Source organism: Mesotoga sp. Brook.08.105.5.1, assembly GCF_002752635.1.
GTDB lineage: Bacteria > Thermotogota > Thermotogae > Petrotogales > Kosmotogaceae > Mesotoga.
Genome location: NZ_AYTW01000011.1, coordinates 75,597 through 90,599, shown reverse-complemented (window position 1 = coordinate 90,599; position 15,003 = coordinate 75,597). Strand labels below are relative to the sequence as shown.

At 48.4% G+C, this 15,003-nt stretch carries 14 protein-coding genes; 3 read left to right on the top strand and 11 right to left on the bottom strand.

Annotated features, from left to right (window positions below):
* Positions 1–12 precede the first annotated feature (12 nt).
* From V512_RS05360 to V512_RS05350, 4 genes are all read right to left on the bottom strand, one after another.
* Positions 13–1,116 carry an aldo/keto reductase gene (locus V512_RS05360; RefSeq protein WP_099829432.1) on the bottom strand — a complete coding sequence of 368 codons (1,104 nt, stop codon included), beginning with the start codon at positions 1,114–1,116 and terminating at the stop codon, positions 13–15.
* A 291-nt stretch (positions 1,117–1,407) separates the two neighbouring features.
* Positions 1,408–1,563 (bottom strand): hypothetical protein, encoded by a 156-nt coding sequence (locus V512_RS14565; RefSeq protein ID WP_165775347.1) that lies wholly within the window; start codon positions 1,561–1,563, stop codon positions 1,408–1,410.
* 87 nt (positions 1,564–1,650) lie between these two features.
* Positions 1,651–2,229, bottom strand: coding sequence for a hypothetical protein (locus V512_RS05355; protein ID WP_165775346.1), 579 nt, complete (start codon positions 2,227–2,229; stop codon positions 1,651–1,653).
* Between the two features lie 337 nt (positions 2,230–2,566).
* Entirely contained in the window at positions 2,567–3,403 is an 837-nt protein-coding gene (locus V512_RS05350; protein ID WP_099829430.1) for a DegV family protein, read from the bottom strand.
* A gap of 243 nt (positions 3,404–3,646) precedes the next feature.
* Here V512_RS05350 and V512_RS05345 point away from each other — a divergent pair, with 243 nt between their 5' ends.
* Together V512_RS05345 and V512_RS05340 are read left to right on the top strand one after the other, a co-directional pair.
* Complete coding sequence (locus tag V512_RS05345; RefSeq protein WP_099829429.1) at positions 3,647–5,026, top strand: protein O-GlcNAcase; 1,380 nt, start codon at positions 3,647–3,649, stop codon at positions 5,024–5,026.
* 573 nt (positions 5,027–5,599) lie between these two features.
* Complete coding sequence (locus V512_RS05340; RefSeq protein ID WP_099829428.1) at positions 5,600–5,872, top strand: hypothetical protein; 273 nt, start codon at positions 5,600–5,602, stop codon at positions 5,870–5,872.
* 4 nt (positions 5,873–5,876) lie between these two features.
* Here V512_RS05340 and V512_RS05335 read toward each other — a convergent pair whose 3' ends face one another.
* The 4 genes from V512_RS05335 to V512_RS05320 form a co-directional block, all read right to left on the bottom strand.
* Entirely contained in the window at positions 5,877–6,407 is a 531-nt protein-coding gene (locus V512_RS05335) for a cob(I)yrinic acid a,c-diamide adenosyltransferase (RefSeq protein WP_099829427.1), read from the bottom strand.
* Positions 6,408–6,479: 72 nt separating this feature from the next.
* Entirely contained in the window at positions 6,480–6,668 is a 189-nt protein-coding gene (locus V512_RS05330; protein WP_099829426.1) for a hypothetical protein, read from the bottom strand.
* A 191-nt stretch (positions 6,669–6,859) separates the two neighbouring features.
* A complete protein-coding gene (locus tag V512_RS05325) occupies positions 6,860–8,092 on the bottom strand; it encodes an NAD(P)/FAD-dependent oxidoreductase (RefSeq protein WP_099829425.1) in 1,233 nt (410 codons plus the stop codon).
* 68 nt (positions 8,093–8,160) lie between these two features.
* Positions 8,161–9,660 (bottom strand): lipid II flippase MurJ, encoded by a 1,500-nt coding sequence (locus tag V512_RS05320; protein WP_243392263.1) that lies wholly within the window; start codon positions 9,658–9,660, stop codon positions 8,161–8,163.
* 178 nt (positions 9,661–9,838) lie between these two features.
* Between V512_RS05320 and V512_RS05315 the strand changes: the two genes are divergently transcribed.
* Positions 9,839–11,089, top strand: coding sequence for a hypothetical protein (locus V512_RS05315; protein ID WP_243392262.1), 1,251 nt, complete (start codon positions 9,839–9,841; stop codon positions 11,087–11,089).
* A 2,576-nt stretch (positions 11,090–13,665) separates the two neighbouring features.
* Here V512_RS05315 and V512_RS15355 read toward each other — a convergent pair.
* The 3 genes from V512_RS15355 to V512_RS05285 all read right to left on the bottom strand — a co-directional run bounded on the left by V512_RS15355 (position 13,666) and on the right by V512_RS05285 (position 14,927).
* Positions 13,666–13,932 (bottom strand): type II toxin-antitoxin system RelE/ParE family toxin, encoded by a 267-nt coding sequence (locus tag V512_RS15355; RefSeq protein ID WP_099829421.1) that lies wholly within the window; start codon positions 13,930–13,932, stop codon positions 13,666–13,668.
* Positions 13,925–14,122, bottom strand: a complete 198-nt coding sequence (locus tag V512_RS05295) for a hypothetical protein (RefSeq protein WP_099829420.1) — start codon at positions 14,120–14,122, stop codon at positions 13,925–13,927. Before V512_RS05295 ends, V512_RS15355 begins: the two co-directional genes overlap by 8 nt.
* Before the next feature lie 493 nt (positions 14,123–14,615).
* Positions 14,616–14,927 (bottom strand): MGMT family protein, encoded by a 312-nt coding sequence (locus V512_RS05285; RefSeq protein ID WP_099829418.1) that lies wholly within the window; start codon positions 14,925–14,927, stop codon positions 14,616–14,618.
* Positions 14,928–15,003 lie beyond the last annotated feature (76 nt).

Genomic DNA, 15,003 nt, shown 5'->3' with positions numbered 1-15,003 from the left:
CTCTTTAATCGACTACCAGACATAGCCCTCCGTTATCTTCGATCTGGCAATCCTGAGTTTCCTGGGAATATCTATTCCATATGGACAACGCTCGACACAGATGCCGCAATCGTTGCAACTGTCAACGCCGGGAACGAGAGACTTATACTCAGCGATCCCCTGCTCCTCGCTTCCAAACCAGTGAGCTAGTCTGTCTCTCAAAGCGTAATCCGCGGCACTTATGATCTTGCCATCCAGCATCTGTCTATCGTAACGTCCTTCGGCGAGGAAGAACCCGGGAATGTTGATCCCCTCAGGGCAGGGCAGACACTTCATGCACTGTCTACAAATGTAATTCCCTAGTTCGGGCGCCTCTGCAAAGAGATGGTCGAGTTCGGCCGCAGTGAACGGCCTTTTCTCAATCAGCGTGAGATCCTCTTCCAGCTGCTCGAGGGTGTTAATTCCGCTCACAATGCAAGAAACGGGGAGCGTCATTGTGTACCTGAAGGCGTCCTCAACGCTTTTCCAGAGATACCCGTCGGCCAGCGCCTTCATCGCGATTATTCCTATATTGTTGCAAACGGAGAAAGGGATTACCTTCGTTTCAATCTCGGGAAAGTTGAACCTATCGTAGTAGTTCATTTGAGTCATGAATAGATCGAAAGGATATTCTTTTAGTGCCTTCAAAAGCGTACCGCCGTAACCGTGGCTCGTAATTCCTGCGTACCGCACAAGCCCTTCGCTCTTTGCCCACTCCACGGTCTTGAGTGCGCCGTTCGGCGAAGTGATCGCCTCCCAGTCGCGGCTTTTCGTTACTGCGTGAAGAAACAGGATATCTATATGATCCCTTCCAAGAGCTTTGAGTGTCGCAAGAAGATCGCTTCTTGAAGACTCCTCATCTCTGCCGCCCGTCTTGGAAGCCACGATCACCCCGTCCTTGGGCAATGCTTCCGATAGCTTGCGCTCGGAGACCCCATCGCCGTACGATCTTGCTGTTTCAAAGTAATTTCCTCCGGCCTCGAGATAGCGATCCACTATCTTTCTCACTTCTTTCAGTTCAATCTCGAGAAGATGGAAGCCTCCCAACCCCAGAAGGGAGATCTGTAAATCTGTCTTGCCAAGTCTTCGATACTCCATAATCACACCCCCGATTCCATGTTACTACGCACTTACCCGATTCCCGACTTCTTGTACATTCTCACTTTAGGGGATCATCTATTTTAGATAAATGAAACACAGAAAAAAAGCTCGTCTAAATCGACAACAGAAGTGAACTCACAATAGAGAATTTCTGTCATAACAACACGAACAAGACTTCTTCTTTACCACCCGGCCCGGATATTCTCCGGGCTTTTTTTCGCTTTTTGCTCGAGTTTATTAATCAACCAAGAAATTTGAACCTTATCACATCAGTAGAAGCGAGTACACTTACTTTTTTCCCTTGATTTCGCCTGTGAGCATATCGATTACTTCATCTCTGCCGGCTGTAAAGATTATCCGATCGCTCTCTCGTACAGTCTTGACGAGACCCCATGCAACCAGAGCAGAAAAGGTCTCCGTCAACTCGGCGTTCGAGAGTTTCATCTTGCGAGAAAGCTCTTAGCCTGTGAGGCGTTCCCCGAAGAGAGAGTTCAGCAATCTTATTCGATTGGAGTTTGAAAGGGCCCTGTATCATCTCGAAGCATTGGCAACTGGATCACTCTCGAGAAGGGAACTCACAGAATTGTAACCGATCAAGAAGACATCGTTCTTAGCACGGGGGTGAAGGATTCGTCTCTGCGCGTTCTTTATAAAGTAAGAGAGAACGAGAACCATCTTCCTTTCCTCTTCAAGTTCTTCATTGTGCATGATGTCTGTCAGTTTCAAGAGATAATCGTTTCCGAAGGTAGAGAGATTCCTTTGGAGATTCTCCCGACTTTCCTTCAACCTCTTCTCATCGTAGGGGGAGCTTGAATACATGTGTTCTTCGTACCACTGCAACAGGTGAAGGTAGTCTTCCTTCATCTTTTCCGGATCCGATATGAAGTCGAGCATGACCGCTTTCTGTTGAGGTGTAAGAACAACCTTTTCAGCAAGGAGGACGAGAGATCTCTTTTGGTTTTCCAGTATTCTGTCTACAATTCCTTCATCGTACCCGACAGAGCTCGGTCCTAAGCCAATCAACAAGAAATTTTTTATCATGTCTTTTGGAGAGATGGAGGCGATTCGCTGCAACAGAACTTGCACACTTTCAAAACTCTCTTCAGACATAATGGGCTTATCCTCATTCCAAGCGGTGCCTTCCAGTCAAAGTAAAGACTCATCTTCTCGAAAATCGTCTCCGGCAGCTTCTTCTTGGTAGTCCTTAGCCATTCGACAAGCTCTCCCACAGGGCGATAGCCCGGAGGCAGTTCCGCAAAGTGCTTTGCCAGTCTCTAGTTATTTGTTAGACGATATATGCTCGGCAAGAAATCAAAGGCCCTTCCGAAGCGTGTCTTGACTCTCTCAAGCGCATTCAAAGCCTTTTCACCTCCCCAGAAGATGAATCTTACATGACCTTTTATCCTAAGACGCCCCTTTCTAGTCCCGAAAAGGTCGGTGAACGTCTTTACTTCATTTCGCTGATTATGCCAATTCCCTGAGGTCCCAGATGAGTACCGATTATCGGCTCAATAATTCCACTTTCGATTTCTGCTTCGGGAGCCTCGACACGGAGCATCTTCTCCAAAGTTGCGGCATCTTCCTTTCTCCAGATCGTCAGCACTCTCGCTCTTCGGAGATTCTCGGGCTGGATCTCCTTGAAGGTGTGACTAACCAAACTTTCAAGTAGTTTCTTGTTCCCCCTGACGTTTTCGACGGGCTTGAGTTCGCCTTCGTCCACCTTGATTACCGGCTTCATCTTAAGCAGATTGCCCACTAGAGCCTTCGCTTTCCCTATTCGTCCGCCTTTCTGCAAATAACTCAGATCATCTGTCGAAAAGAAGGTTCTCGTCTTCTTGTGAAAGTATGAAGCATATTCGACCAGCTCCTGGATCGATGCTCCGTTCTTTATCATGTCCCCCAGGTTCTTCACCAGCATTCCAGGGCCATCCGCAACCAACAGGGAATCAATTACGTGAATCGGCTGATCGAAGTCCCTTGCAGCGATATTCGCCGAGACGCTCGTTCCGCTAAGCTTCCCGGACAGAACAGGTACAATCAAAGCGTCGTATGTCTTGAGAGCGTCTTCGAAAGCAACAATGAAGTCTTGCGGAGAAGGCTGAGAGGTACTCGGCAACTCCGCAGCCGATCCTAACTCCTCGTAATACTCCTCAAGGTTCAGATCAGTCGCTTTTGTGTACTTTCCGCTTCTGTTGATATAAAGAGACACGATTCTAACGTCTAGTGCCTTGATGTCTTCATCTGACAAGTTGCAGGTGTTGTCGGTTACCAAACCTATTTTCATATCGCCAACCTCCTTTACCGGATTATGCTACAATTATAGCTTTTCTGACTAAACCTAGCGAGAAATCTCTTGAGTAGATTTAGTTATGATGCATTACGGAAATCGGAAGTCAATAGGACTAAACGTTAGCTTCCGCATGAAGCAACCGTAACATTTGCCAAGTAAACGGGAAACGAAGTAATTCGCGCGAGAGTTTGGATTATTATAAACTGATTGAAAATGATTTGATGAAGGGAGTTCAACATGTCAAAATTCGAGATCAGAGGCGTGGTAGAAGGATTCTATGGTGTTCCTTGGTCTATGAAGGCGAGAAAGGCGATGCTGAGGTTTCTAGGAGAGCATCGTTACAATTTATACATTTACGCTCCAAAAGACGATGAACTCCATAGAAGAAGGTGGCGAGAGCAATACAGCGAGGAGTTCAAGAAAGACTTTGCGGAGTTGGTTGCCGAGGGGTTGTCATGCGGTGTTTCGGTTGTCTTTGCTATCAGTCCGGGTCTTGGAGTGAGGTATTCCAGCGATTCAGACATCGAAACCTTGGTCGCAAAACTGGAAGATATAGCAGGCACAGGAGTTAGATCATTTGCAATCTTCTACGATGATATTCCGGAAACCCTCGTACACGAAGAAGATGAAGAGGCATTCGGTTCTCTTGCTGAAGCTCAGGCCCATTTCGCAAACACAGTCTACTCTATCCTTAAGGCGAAAGTCGAAAACCTCTCAAGGTTCATTGTCTGTCCTACTCAATATCAAGGGCGCAAAGCAACAGATTACATGAAGACTTTTGGAAAAGCTCTGGATGGCGACATATCTATTATGTGGACCGGACCGGAGGTGTGTTCGGAGAGGCTCTCGCTTGAGGATTCCATGCTTGCCGAAGAGGCCTTCCAGAGAAAACCATTATACTGGGACAACTACCCTGTGAACGACGCCTCTATGGTCCCCGAACTGCATGTGGGGCCCTATGAGGGAAGAGACCCCGGCATCGTTGAACACTCGGAAGGGATCGTCTTAAACCCGATGAATCAACCTATTGCATCGAAAATCGCGCTTGCATCGGCTGCAGAATTCCTCAATAATCCCACTGAATACGATGTAGAAAGGTCTTGGGTTAGCGCCATTTCGGAAGTCGCCCCTGGATGTTCGAAGGAGATGGAGCTGTTCTGCGAGTACAATCTTCTCAGTCCGATACACAGAGATCATTCCAGAAGAATCGTGGAGCTTCACCACAAACTGAATCGACTAGTCGGTGAAAAGAGATGGGCCGAAGTTCAAGAGCTTCTTTCAGATGAAGCCGAAATGATCATTCAATCTGCAGAGACCTTGAAAGAAAAGCTTTCAGAAGAGTTGTCTAGAGAGGTCGGTCCGTGGCTGAAGGAGTTCTCTCTTTGGGGAAGACTGATGGGAAAGATTGCTGAGGTGATCTCCTCGAGAAGACTGATCTTCTCTGCCGACATTACTTTTGAAACGATTGAGGAAGTTAGAGACCTCTGTGGCGAAGTGGAGTCGATACTAGTTGAACTTGTAAGAGCCGAAACAATTACGGCAGGTGTACTCTTCAGAGATCTAGCTCAGGAGATTCTTATCAGAACAAAGGGTTATCTGACACTGCTGATCGGCTAGTGTTCACCACACCAAAAGTTCGCTGAATGAAGACATATTGATTACCGAGATAGTTCATCTTGAGATAAGGAGCTGAGCGAATTGAGCTTAGATTGAGATCAGTAAGAAAGGAAGAGTTGAACCCGAAGTGTCCCCACTGCGAATCGGAACTTCCTGAGAAATTCTTCAAACAAAAGGGATCTGGACTCTTGTTGAGTAAGACTGTGGTCTATTTCTGTCCTTACTGCCACAAGGTCTTGGGCATAGGAAGAAGCAACATCGGCTAGTGCTTTTGATGGCCGGGCTCTGAAGAAGTAGGCGGAAGAGAAAAACCTTCTAGAAGAGAGTTCTCTTGCTCTTTGAATCGCCAGGAATTTCTCAGAAGACTCTTCCGGAGATTTGTCTACATAGAAATCTGCGCCAGATTTATCATCTGGATTTAATGTATCTTTTATTCCGTTTTGCGAAACAATCTCTGATAGTTTACTTTGCGAATTGTATAAACTTTATTTCTGAGAGAGGTGTTTGCATCAGTTGGCATTTATCCGTAACATGATGTATAATATTTTATCTATCAGAGGGGAGAGTTAGGGATTGGCGTCGAATGTTGAAGGCACATATTCGGTGGTGACCGTCAGGGATTTTGGAAAGGCCTGGCGAAGACGTACTGCGCGGATTCTGCTTAAGAAATCTGTGGTTAGCGAGATGGAGCTAGAAAGCATCACTCGCGATATGTGGGAGTCTTCGGGGCAGGATGTCGACGAGATGATTACTGTCTTCTACTTGCCCGGGATGGATACGAGCTCCGTAGCATACAGCTTCGGCTCCTGTATGAAGGACGGAGTAGCGAAAATCAGCTATCGGTAGATCGTTACTCTACGTCTCGCTTGTAAACTATCTTCCCTGCCCTATACTCCTCATATCTCGCAAGAATGAAAAGAAGATCTGAAAGTCTGTTAACGTACTTCACAATCACGCTGTCAACATGCTCGTTTTTAGAAAGCGTCAGTATTCTTCTTTCGGCCCTTCTTGCCACAGTCCTGCAGATGTCAAGTTTGGATGACGCAATGGTGCTTCCGGGGATAACGAAACCATCAAGTCTCACCACTGATTCATATTTGTGAATCATTTCGGTGAGTTTCTGAACATCACTCTCTTCAACGGGCTCAACATATTTGACATCTCTTGAAGCCAAGTGACCGGTAACTCTGAAGAGGAACCTTTGAATCGAAACGATTTGGTCAGCAACCTCTTCGCTGACATGGTGTTTCGCTTCGCCTAGAAAGGAACTGAGTTCATCTATTGTTCCGTATGCTTCGACGCGGTGACTATCTTTCTCTATTCTCTCGCCGCTCCAGAGGCTTGTTTCTCCTCCATCACCGCTTCCAGTGCTTATACTCAACTCACAAACCTCCATTTCAAGACAACGCTCTTGAGCCTATGCCTCTATGAAGCACCTTCAACTGAGCTCGATCTAGCGTTCATGCTTCCATGAGTATGAGTACGGACCCTTCACCGTGATCTGGTCCATCAGCTTCTCGTACTCCTTTCTAACTCTTTTGGGGGCATTAGCCTTGAGTTTCCAGCTGGTTCCAGCTTCTTGCAGATAATTCTCGTCGATCTCGACCCAGTCGTCAAACCACTTTGGTTTCTTTACCTCCAAGGCGCACCTCCTCTGTGCTACAAAAAACTATTAGCAAATTGCTCAAAGAGAATTGCTCGAAGGTTCCAATTCCAAGAGATCGTCTATCTTGAATCGGGCTCTGAATGGATCATAAATATCTTATCAATCGTTCTCTTGTTATATTAACATATAGTTTCCCTATTAGATGATAACTAGACTAATACTCAAAACTACTGGTCTTCTCGTGATGTTCTTTTGTTTATTGTGGTTCCCGCTACGTAACCGGTCGAGAAGGCTGCCTGGAGATTGTAACCCCCCGTCTCTCCATCGAAGTCGAGAATTTCTCCCGCAAAGAAGAGATTCGGAACGATTCTTGATTCCATTGTCTTCGGGTTCACTTCGGATAACTGAACCCCCCCTCTTGTGACCATGGCCTGCGAAAACCCGCCTACGCTTTCGATCTCAAAACTCATTTCAAAGAGACTGGATATCAGCTTCTTTCTTTCCTCTTTCTTCAATTCGGAACACAATCGCTCGGTTATTCCATTCATCTCCAGGATCTTATCCAGCAATCTTTCGGGAAGACCCAGGTCATGGAGCGATGTCTTCAAGAGCTTCTTTCCCTCTTCAGCCGCCAATTTTAAGATTCTCCTTTCGAGCTCTTCGCGGGCTATTCCACTGAAGTTGACTCGAATTTCATCTCCTCGCCCGGCCTCTCTTGAAAGGTGCAGAATGGCAGGTCCAGAAAGCCCTTCGTGAGTGATCAATAAGTCCTCAGTCCGGCTACTCGTTTTCTTTGAATCCCTCCACAGGGAGACATCGACCGCTTTCAGAGAGACGCCGGCAAGGTCCCCAAACTCGAAATCCTTTATAGAAACTGATGTCAATGCAGGTCTTGGCTCGACTATGCTATGACCGAGCGCCGAGGCGATAGAGTATCCATCCCCCGATGAGCCTGTGCTCTCGTAGCTTCTGCCTCCAGTAGCAAGCACCAGATAGTCGGCACCTATCTCTCCTTTGTGAGAAGAGACAACAAATCCCCTCGGTGTTCGCGCAGCTATTCCTTTGACGCGGCAATTGTAAAGTATCCGTATCCCTTGCTTTTCACACTCGGCAAGCAACACTTCCAGAACATCTCTTGCAGAGTAAGTTGAGGGAAAGACCTTGCCATCCTCTCTTACAAACAGCTTAAGTCCTCTCTCTTCAAAGAAGTTCATCAGCTTGCTCGAGTCAAAGGACATCAATGCCGGTTTAAGAAATCTTCCCGAGCCAAAGTATCTGTCGAGCATTGCCCTTGTCGGCTCGGCGTTAGTAAGATTGCATTGGCCTCCGCCGGAAATCAACAGCTTCTTTCCGGGGGTATTCGTTTTCTCAATCACCGTTACATTCCTACCCATTGTTGTGCAGTTTATGGCTGCGAAGAGTCCGGCAGGACCGGCTCCTACTATCACAATATCTCTCATGAGATTTCCTCCCGCTTTGCAAGCAGCCCTATCTCAAAATCGAAACCCATTTCGAGAAATACTGCAGATCACCTTCTCTTAAAAAGCATCTTCATTCTCGTAAATATCGCCTTAAGTTCGCTCCTGGCACTGAAAAAGAACAGGCAGGAGAAGAGCGCGTTTCCGAAAACCAGCCAGATCAAGGTACTGGTATTCAGCCTGAGAAAGGCGACGACAATGAAAACAGCCACCGAAAGGCCCAATAGCCTCAGTATCCTCTTCACCGGCATGAATTTGACGCCCTCTCTTCCTATTAGCCAAACATATATTATGGTAGCGTTGAGTACGACGAGCGACGTACTCGCTGCTATTCCCGCATGTTCAAGCGGCTTGAGCATAAGCCAGTCAAACAACGCGTTCAGAAAGATCGAAAAGACGGATACGATCGTTATGGCCTTCAGTTTCTTTCTTGCAGTGAAATAACTTGTGCACGTATGCGAAATCGGTGAGAGGATTATCAAAGCCCCATACCCAATAAGCGCCATGCTTACAAGACTTGTCGAGTCGGCGTCGAACTGTCCGCGCTGATAGATTATCCTCACTAGGGGTTCCGCCATCATGATGATCCATGCCGCCAGAGGCAGCGAGATGTTCAATGACGTTGTGACTGTCTTTCTCAATCGTTCCTGCACCTTCTTCTTGTCACCGGAAACGACAAATTCGGAAAGCTCCGTATAGGCTGTCATCTGGAAGGCGGCGATCATGAAAGTAATCAGGCCCAGAAGAGTGTGAGCATATTGCAGCGAAGCGACACGTCCGGGCGGAAGGAGCGAAACAAAGGCTTTGTCAACCATGTTGTTGATGACTCCGAGACTCCCCGAAAAGATCAGAGGCAAACTCAGGTATAGCGTCTCTACTATAGACGTTCCCTTTCCGATTCTCAGAGAGAACAGGTCTCTTGATTGGACCAGATACGCTATCACGGTGAAGGTGTTGCCGAGAATCCAGGCCAGTATGTAGGAGGCTTCCGAGAGAAAGGGAGCGGTCAAGAATATCACTGGAATCGCGATAATGTTGAAAAAGAGCTGCGAGAAGCCGAACTGGATGAACCTCCTGTTTGACTTCAGCACGGCGCCTAGTATGCTTTCTAGTCCGCCGATCAACGGGTATATTGATAGATATCTCAACTTTCTTGCGGCATAAGCGACGACTTCACCCGAAAAACCCGGAGCGAAAAGTCTTATAACAAGGTCCGGAATCACCAGAAAGACTATCCCCATAGAGAGAAAGACCAGAGAACCCGATATAAGAACCGCTCCGGCGTATCTCTTTGATCTCTCAAGGTCTTCATTCCTTATAGAGTGGTATACAGGCACGAAAATGGCGGCAAAAGCTCCGGCAATTATCCCTGAAAGGGTCGTTGCAGGCGTCATTGCAACAAAGACCGCATCGAGATTTGCGGACGTCCCGAAGAGACCGGCGACAAGCATTTCCCTGAAAAAACCCATGCCCTTCGAGATTATAGAAAAGGTAAGGATCGCTATAGTGCCTACGGCAACCGATGTTGACCTGGAAATTCTTCTCATCATGCCTCCTGTCTTACACTGTATAATTTACCATAGGTGTTATCTGTCTTTCCCTTCTGCGATGGTAAACTTAATGATGAGTATCCAAATTCGGAGATTGGTTCTTTTAGTCGCTTCGTGTATCTTGTTCACAGTGGGATGTACCAGGCTGATTCCCACCAAACCTGGGCATAAGGTTTTGTTGCTGCATCCTGGCGACAACTCCTTCATCGTCTCCAGAGGAGTGACAGTATTCTTCTATGGAGTCAGTGAGAAGGAGACCATCGTTTACGAAGTGCAGAGCATATCGGAACGAACGATCCAGGTTGTCTTCCACGAAAGCAGCGGTTCAATTCCCGGGCCGGTATTCGAACTTTCTCACGACGAACTCGACCTGGACGATGATCAGATCTTGATGATCCAGCCGCTCCTCAGCGCGACTTCCTTCGCCCCGGCAGGAGAGGAGTTTCAGGTACAGTGCAGCATAGATTCCTTCTCCACGTTCGTTCGATTCACAAAACTGCCGTACTGCCTGTTGATATCAAAGGCAGATGCCCTCTACACAGCACAACATCTGCCCGGAAAGTACCTGCTCGAAGGCGATCTACTCTATCATATCGGACCGAACTGGATCCCTTCACACTCGGCAGTATATCTCGGTGTCGACTATGCCACGGCAATGACAGATGAATGTCTGGGTCTAAACAACGGAAAGACATTTGGAGAATCCTACCCGTTTTTGACACACGGATACAATCTCGTCGAGGAGGGTGTCTTTGTCTTCCCCAACGATATTGAAAACCACTCTTTTGTGAATCTCTTCAACTACGACACGTACGAATCGCGATGGCTTAAATACTGGTCTTCCGGTTTTACAGGGGCGATGAGATACTCCGAAGATATAACCCCGCTCGAACGGAGACAAATATCCAGATACATATTTGAGGCGGCCAACCATGGGGCGATGTGGTCTGTAGGCCTCGCCTGGTCTGGCTACTTGAATCTTCCCTTCACAAAACAAGATATCTATTCATGCGTCGGCCTAGTTGAAAAGGCCTACGAAAGTGCAGGAAGAAACATCGTTCCATTATGGGAAGACTTGTTTTACTTAAACTCATTTGAGCAGTTCTCGAGAACCATTCCCGTGCCGGAAATCACATCTCCTGTTGGTGAATTGATTGAGTTTAGGGTAAATGCACTGATCGCAGAGTGGCGATTCGTGGGATATGACAAATGGTCCTTCTCCGATCACGCATGGATCTGGAGATCGACGAACGGAGTCGAGCTTCAGTCAGAAGCAGGCACTCTCCTCGACAAGCACGATCACTGCATCTTCCGCTGGACTCCACAAGAAGTGGGCGATTATGAGATTCCCTTCAGATTCTTCGGCGAATTTGGAGAAAAGACGATCGAAAAGGTCCACACACTCACGATTCATGTAGTTGGCGAGTGATAGACGTTTCTGCAGACGCAAGGCTGGCTTCGCCAGGAAGTGATGCCACCTTCGGTGGGACGCAATGCCGGCAAATATCGTGCCGGGACGCAAGGCTGGCAAAGATCATGCCAGGTCGCAATGCCCGCTTCGCGGGGATGAAAAACCGCTCTAAGATCAGACGCAAGGCTGGCTTCGCCAGGAAGTGATGCTCGCTGGCGCGAGGAAGTGATGCCCGGAGGAACGTCCGGGGAAGTGATGCCACCTTCGGTGGGACGCATTGCACTGAGGAGCATCAGTCGACGCAATGCCGGCAAATATTGTGCCGGGACGCAAGGCTGGCTTCGCCAGGAAGTGATGCTCGCTGGCGCGAGGAAGTGATGCCCGGAAGAGCATCCGGGGAAGTGATGCCACCTTCGGTGGGACGCATTGCACTGAGGAGCATCAGTGGACGCTATGCCGGCAAATATCGTACCGGGACGCAAGGCTGGCTTCGCCAGGAAGTGATGCGCCGAAGAACATCGGCGGAAGTGATGCTGCTTCGCAGGAAGCCTCTCAGGTCAACCGTCAACGGTCCACCGTTCTCCGAGTAAACCCGTCCTCCGATAAGATCAATCGAGAAAGAGCGTTGCCGAGAGGTTCGCTGCGCTCACGAGAGAAGAGAGAAGAACCACTCATTGGTGAAATGAGACGCAATGCCGGCAAAGGATCATGCCGGGACGCAAGGCTGGCTTCGCCAGGAAGTGATGCTGCTTCGCAGGAAGCCTCTCAGGTCAACCGTCAACGGTCCACCGTTCTCCGAGTAAACCCGTCCTCCGATAAGATCAATCGAGAAAGAGCGTTGTCGAGAGGTTCGCTACGCTCACGAGAGAAGAGAGAAGAACCAGTCATTGGTCAAATGAGACGCAATGCCGGCGAAGATCATGCCGGGACGCAAGGCTGGCAAAGATCATGCCGGGACGCAATGCCCGCTTCGCGGGGATGAAAAACCGCTCTAAGATCAGACGCAAGGCTGCCTTCGGCAGGAGGCAACAAAGCCCGCTTTTCGCTGAGCGCTGAACGCTGGGAAGACCAAAATCAGGTGGTCGTTGTCGGTTCTCAGACAGGAGAATAGAGAGTGGGTTATTAGGTACGGGTTAAGCACTTCGGGTTTGAAAGAGCGGGTTATGAAAATCGGGTGTATTGAGAGCAAAGGCCAGTCCGGCTTGCGCCGGGCGGAAGAGCCTAGTCTAGTAACGGGTTGCATAGTGCGGGTTACATAGTGCGGGTTAGAAAGATCGGGTTGATAGAAGCGGGTTATCGAGACTTGGTTAGGAAGAGCAGATCCCGTGCAGGCGCATCACGAGATGACCAAAGAGGCGCTCAGCTGGGCAACCTCAAGGGATGGCACTCCTTCGCGTCATCCTGGCGTGCTTCAGGCCAGGATCTCGTTCTTTTTGGGTGCGAAAAACGCAAACAGTTGCAAGTTCCAAGATGCAGGTTGAATAAGAAAATGGTTGTCCGTTATCGGTTCTCCATTCTCCAAGACCGAGAGTTGCAAGTTCCAAGATGCAAGTTGTGAGTTATAAGAACAAGAGTTAAGAAACTCTCTAAGTCTCTTGAAACGCTCTTCTCGGTAGACGGCGGACCGTGGACGGACAACGTTGTCTTCGCCAGCGTACAGCGGGTTCTCCGCTTTTAAGCGTACAGCGGAACTTCCAGCGATCAGCGGGTTCACCGTTTTTAAGCGTTCAGCGGATCTTAAGGGCAAGATCCCGTGCAGGTGCATCACGGGATGACTGTCTTTTCTTGCTTCAGGTCATCCTGGCAATGTTCAGGCCAGGATCTCGATCTTTGAAACAGTTGCAAGTTCCAAGATGCAAGTTGTGAGTTATAAGAACAAGAGCCAATAAACTCTATAAGTCTCTTGAAATGCTCTTCTTGGTCGGAGGACGGCGGACCGTTGACGGACAACGTTGTCTTCGTCAGCGTTCAGCGGGTCCTTGTTCTTAAGCGTATAACGGATCTTCAGGGCGAGATCCCGTGCAAAAGCATTACAGGTTGACGGGTCGAAGGGCACCGCTTCTCGTCTTCTCGTGAGCGCAGCGAACGTCTCGACAGTGCTCTTTCTCGACGGTCTTATCAGTGAACGGGTACTTGTTCTTGGACGGCTGACGGAGGACCGCTCTTCCAGCGTAGAGCTGCTCTCTTATCGGTGGACGGTGGACCGTTGACGGACAACGTTGTCTTCGTCAGCGTTCAGCGGGTCCTTGCTCTTAAGCGTTCAGCGGAACTTCTGGCGTATAACGGATCTTCAGGGCGAGATCCCGTGCAAAGGCATCACGGGATGACTGTCTTTTCTTGCTTCAGGTCATCCTGGCAATGTTCAGGCCAGGATCTCGTTCTTTTTGGGTGCGAAAAACGCAAACAGTTGCAAGTGACAAGATGCAGGTTGAAAAAGAAACGGTTATCCGTTATCGGTCCACTGTTCTCCGAGAAGAGCACGGCCCCGTTCTTGGAAGAGCGGTTCTTTATTCTTAAGCTCAGGAGCGCAATCAGAAGTCGACTTTTGAGAAGATGGTGTTCCTTCTATCTGATTACAACATCAAGAATATGTCTCAAAGATTCTTGTATACATTTCTACGATGGCCGATATGCAGAATAGTAACTGACTTATCTTGATCACTAATCTCATAGATAATCCGATAGTCACCAGCTCTTATCCGCCATCCCTCTCTTCCGGTCAACTTACTAGAACCTCTTGGACGCGGATTCGACGCGAGCAACAATATCCTTTGCTTGATTCTGCTATAGTTCGGCTCTCGAAGTGACTGAAGCTCTCTTGCGGCTTTGCTGAGAATAAGAAGTTTGTATGAGTCAGACATCTTCACGCTTGAATTTGTCTAGAGCTTCTTCAAACGGAAGAATCTTGTCGGTTGACTTCTTAGCTTTGTCGTATGCTCGAATCTCTTCCAATTCTTCCAACTCATCGAGAATCTTCTTATATGTAGAAATACTAAGAATCACGCTAACTGGTTTCCCATCTTCATTGACAATCATGCGGGGTTCTTTCATTAAATCACCTCATATGGAATTATAGCATTTTGAGAAGCGCTTCCTTGTTGCGACACTTCGCGTCCAACCTTTGGGGGTCAGAGGGAAAGCAAAAGGCCGGGGTTGGGGGTAGCGGGTTCGTGGTAGGAAAGAGCAAGAGAACCTGGTGAACCGTTGACGGACAACGTTGTCTTCGTCAGCGTTCAGCGGGTTCTTGTTCTTAAGCGCACAGCAGCTCTCAGGGCGAGATCCCGTGCAGGTGCATCACGGGATGACAGTCCTTGACGTCATCCTGAAGTGCTCCTGTTCAGGATCTGGGCTTGGGTCTCATCGAAGAACGGGTCCATGATCTGGGACGAGTCACGAAGGACGGTTCTCCACAGCGATCAACGGTTCTTTTGCTATTATGCGAACAGCGGTTCTCTCCAGAGTACAGCGATCAGCGTTTTTTTACAAGCGGGTCTTACCAGCGCTCAGCGGATCTTTGCAACGTACTGCAGCTCCTTAACATCCACTAGGGTTGCCAACCGAAGACCTCGAGATCGATTGTATCGCTTTCGTCGAAGACAACTCCCTCTCTTTCGAGAATCGCCTTTTGAAGCGAATAGCCATTTGGGTCTCTAATGCTTATTCTTCCTCGTGCATTGATTACTCTCTGCCAGGGTATGGTCGCATCGGAGATACCGGCCATGGCGTACCCCACCATCCTTGCGGAACAACCGCCAACAAGAGATGCTATCTGACCGTAAGTTGCGACTTTCCCACGTGGGATTTGTCGAACCATCGAGTAGATTTTCTTATAGGTTGAAGTGTTTTCATCATCCATATTCTCACCGAGTGAATTGTACTATATGAGGAGCTGATCTACATATTAACGGCATCTCCCATTACCGCCTTTTACT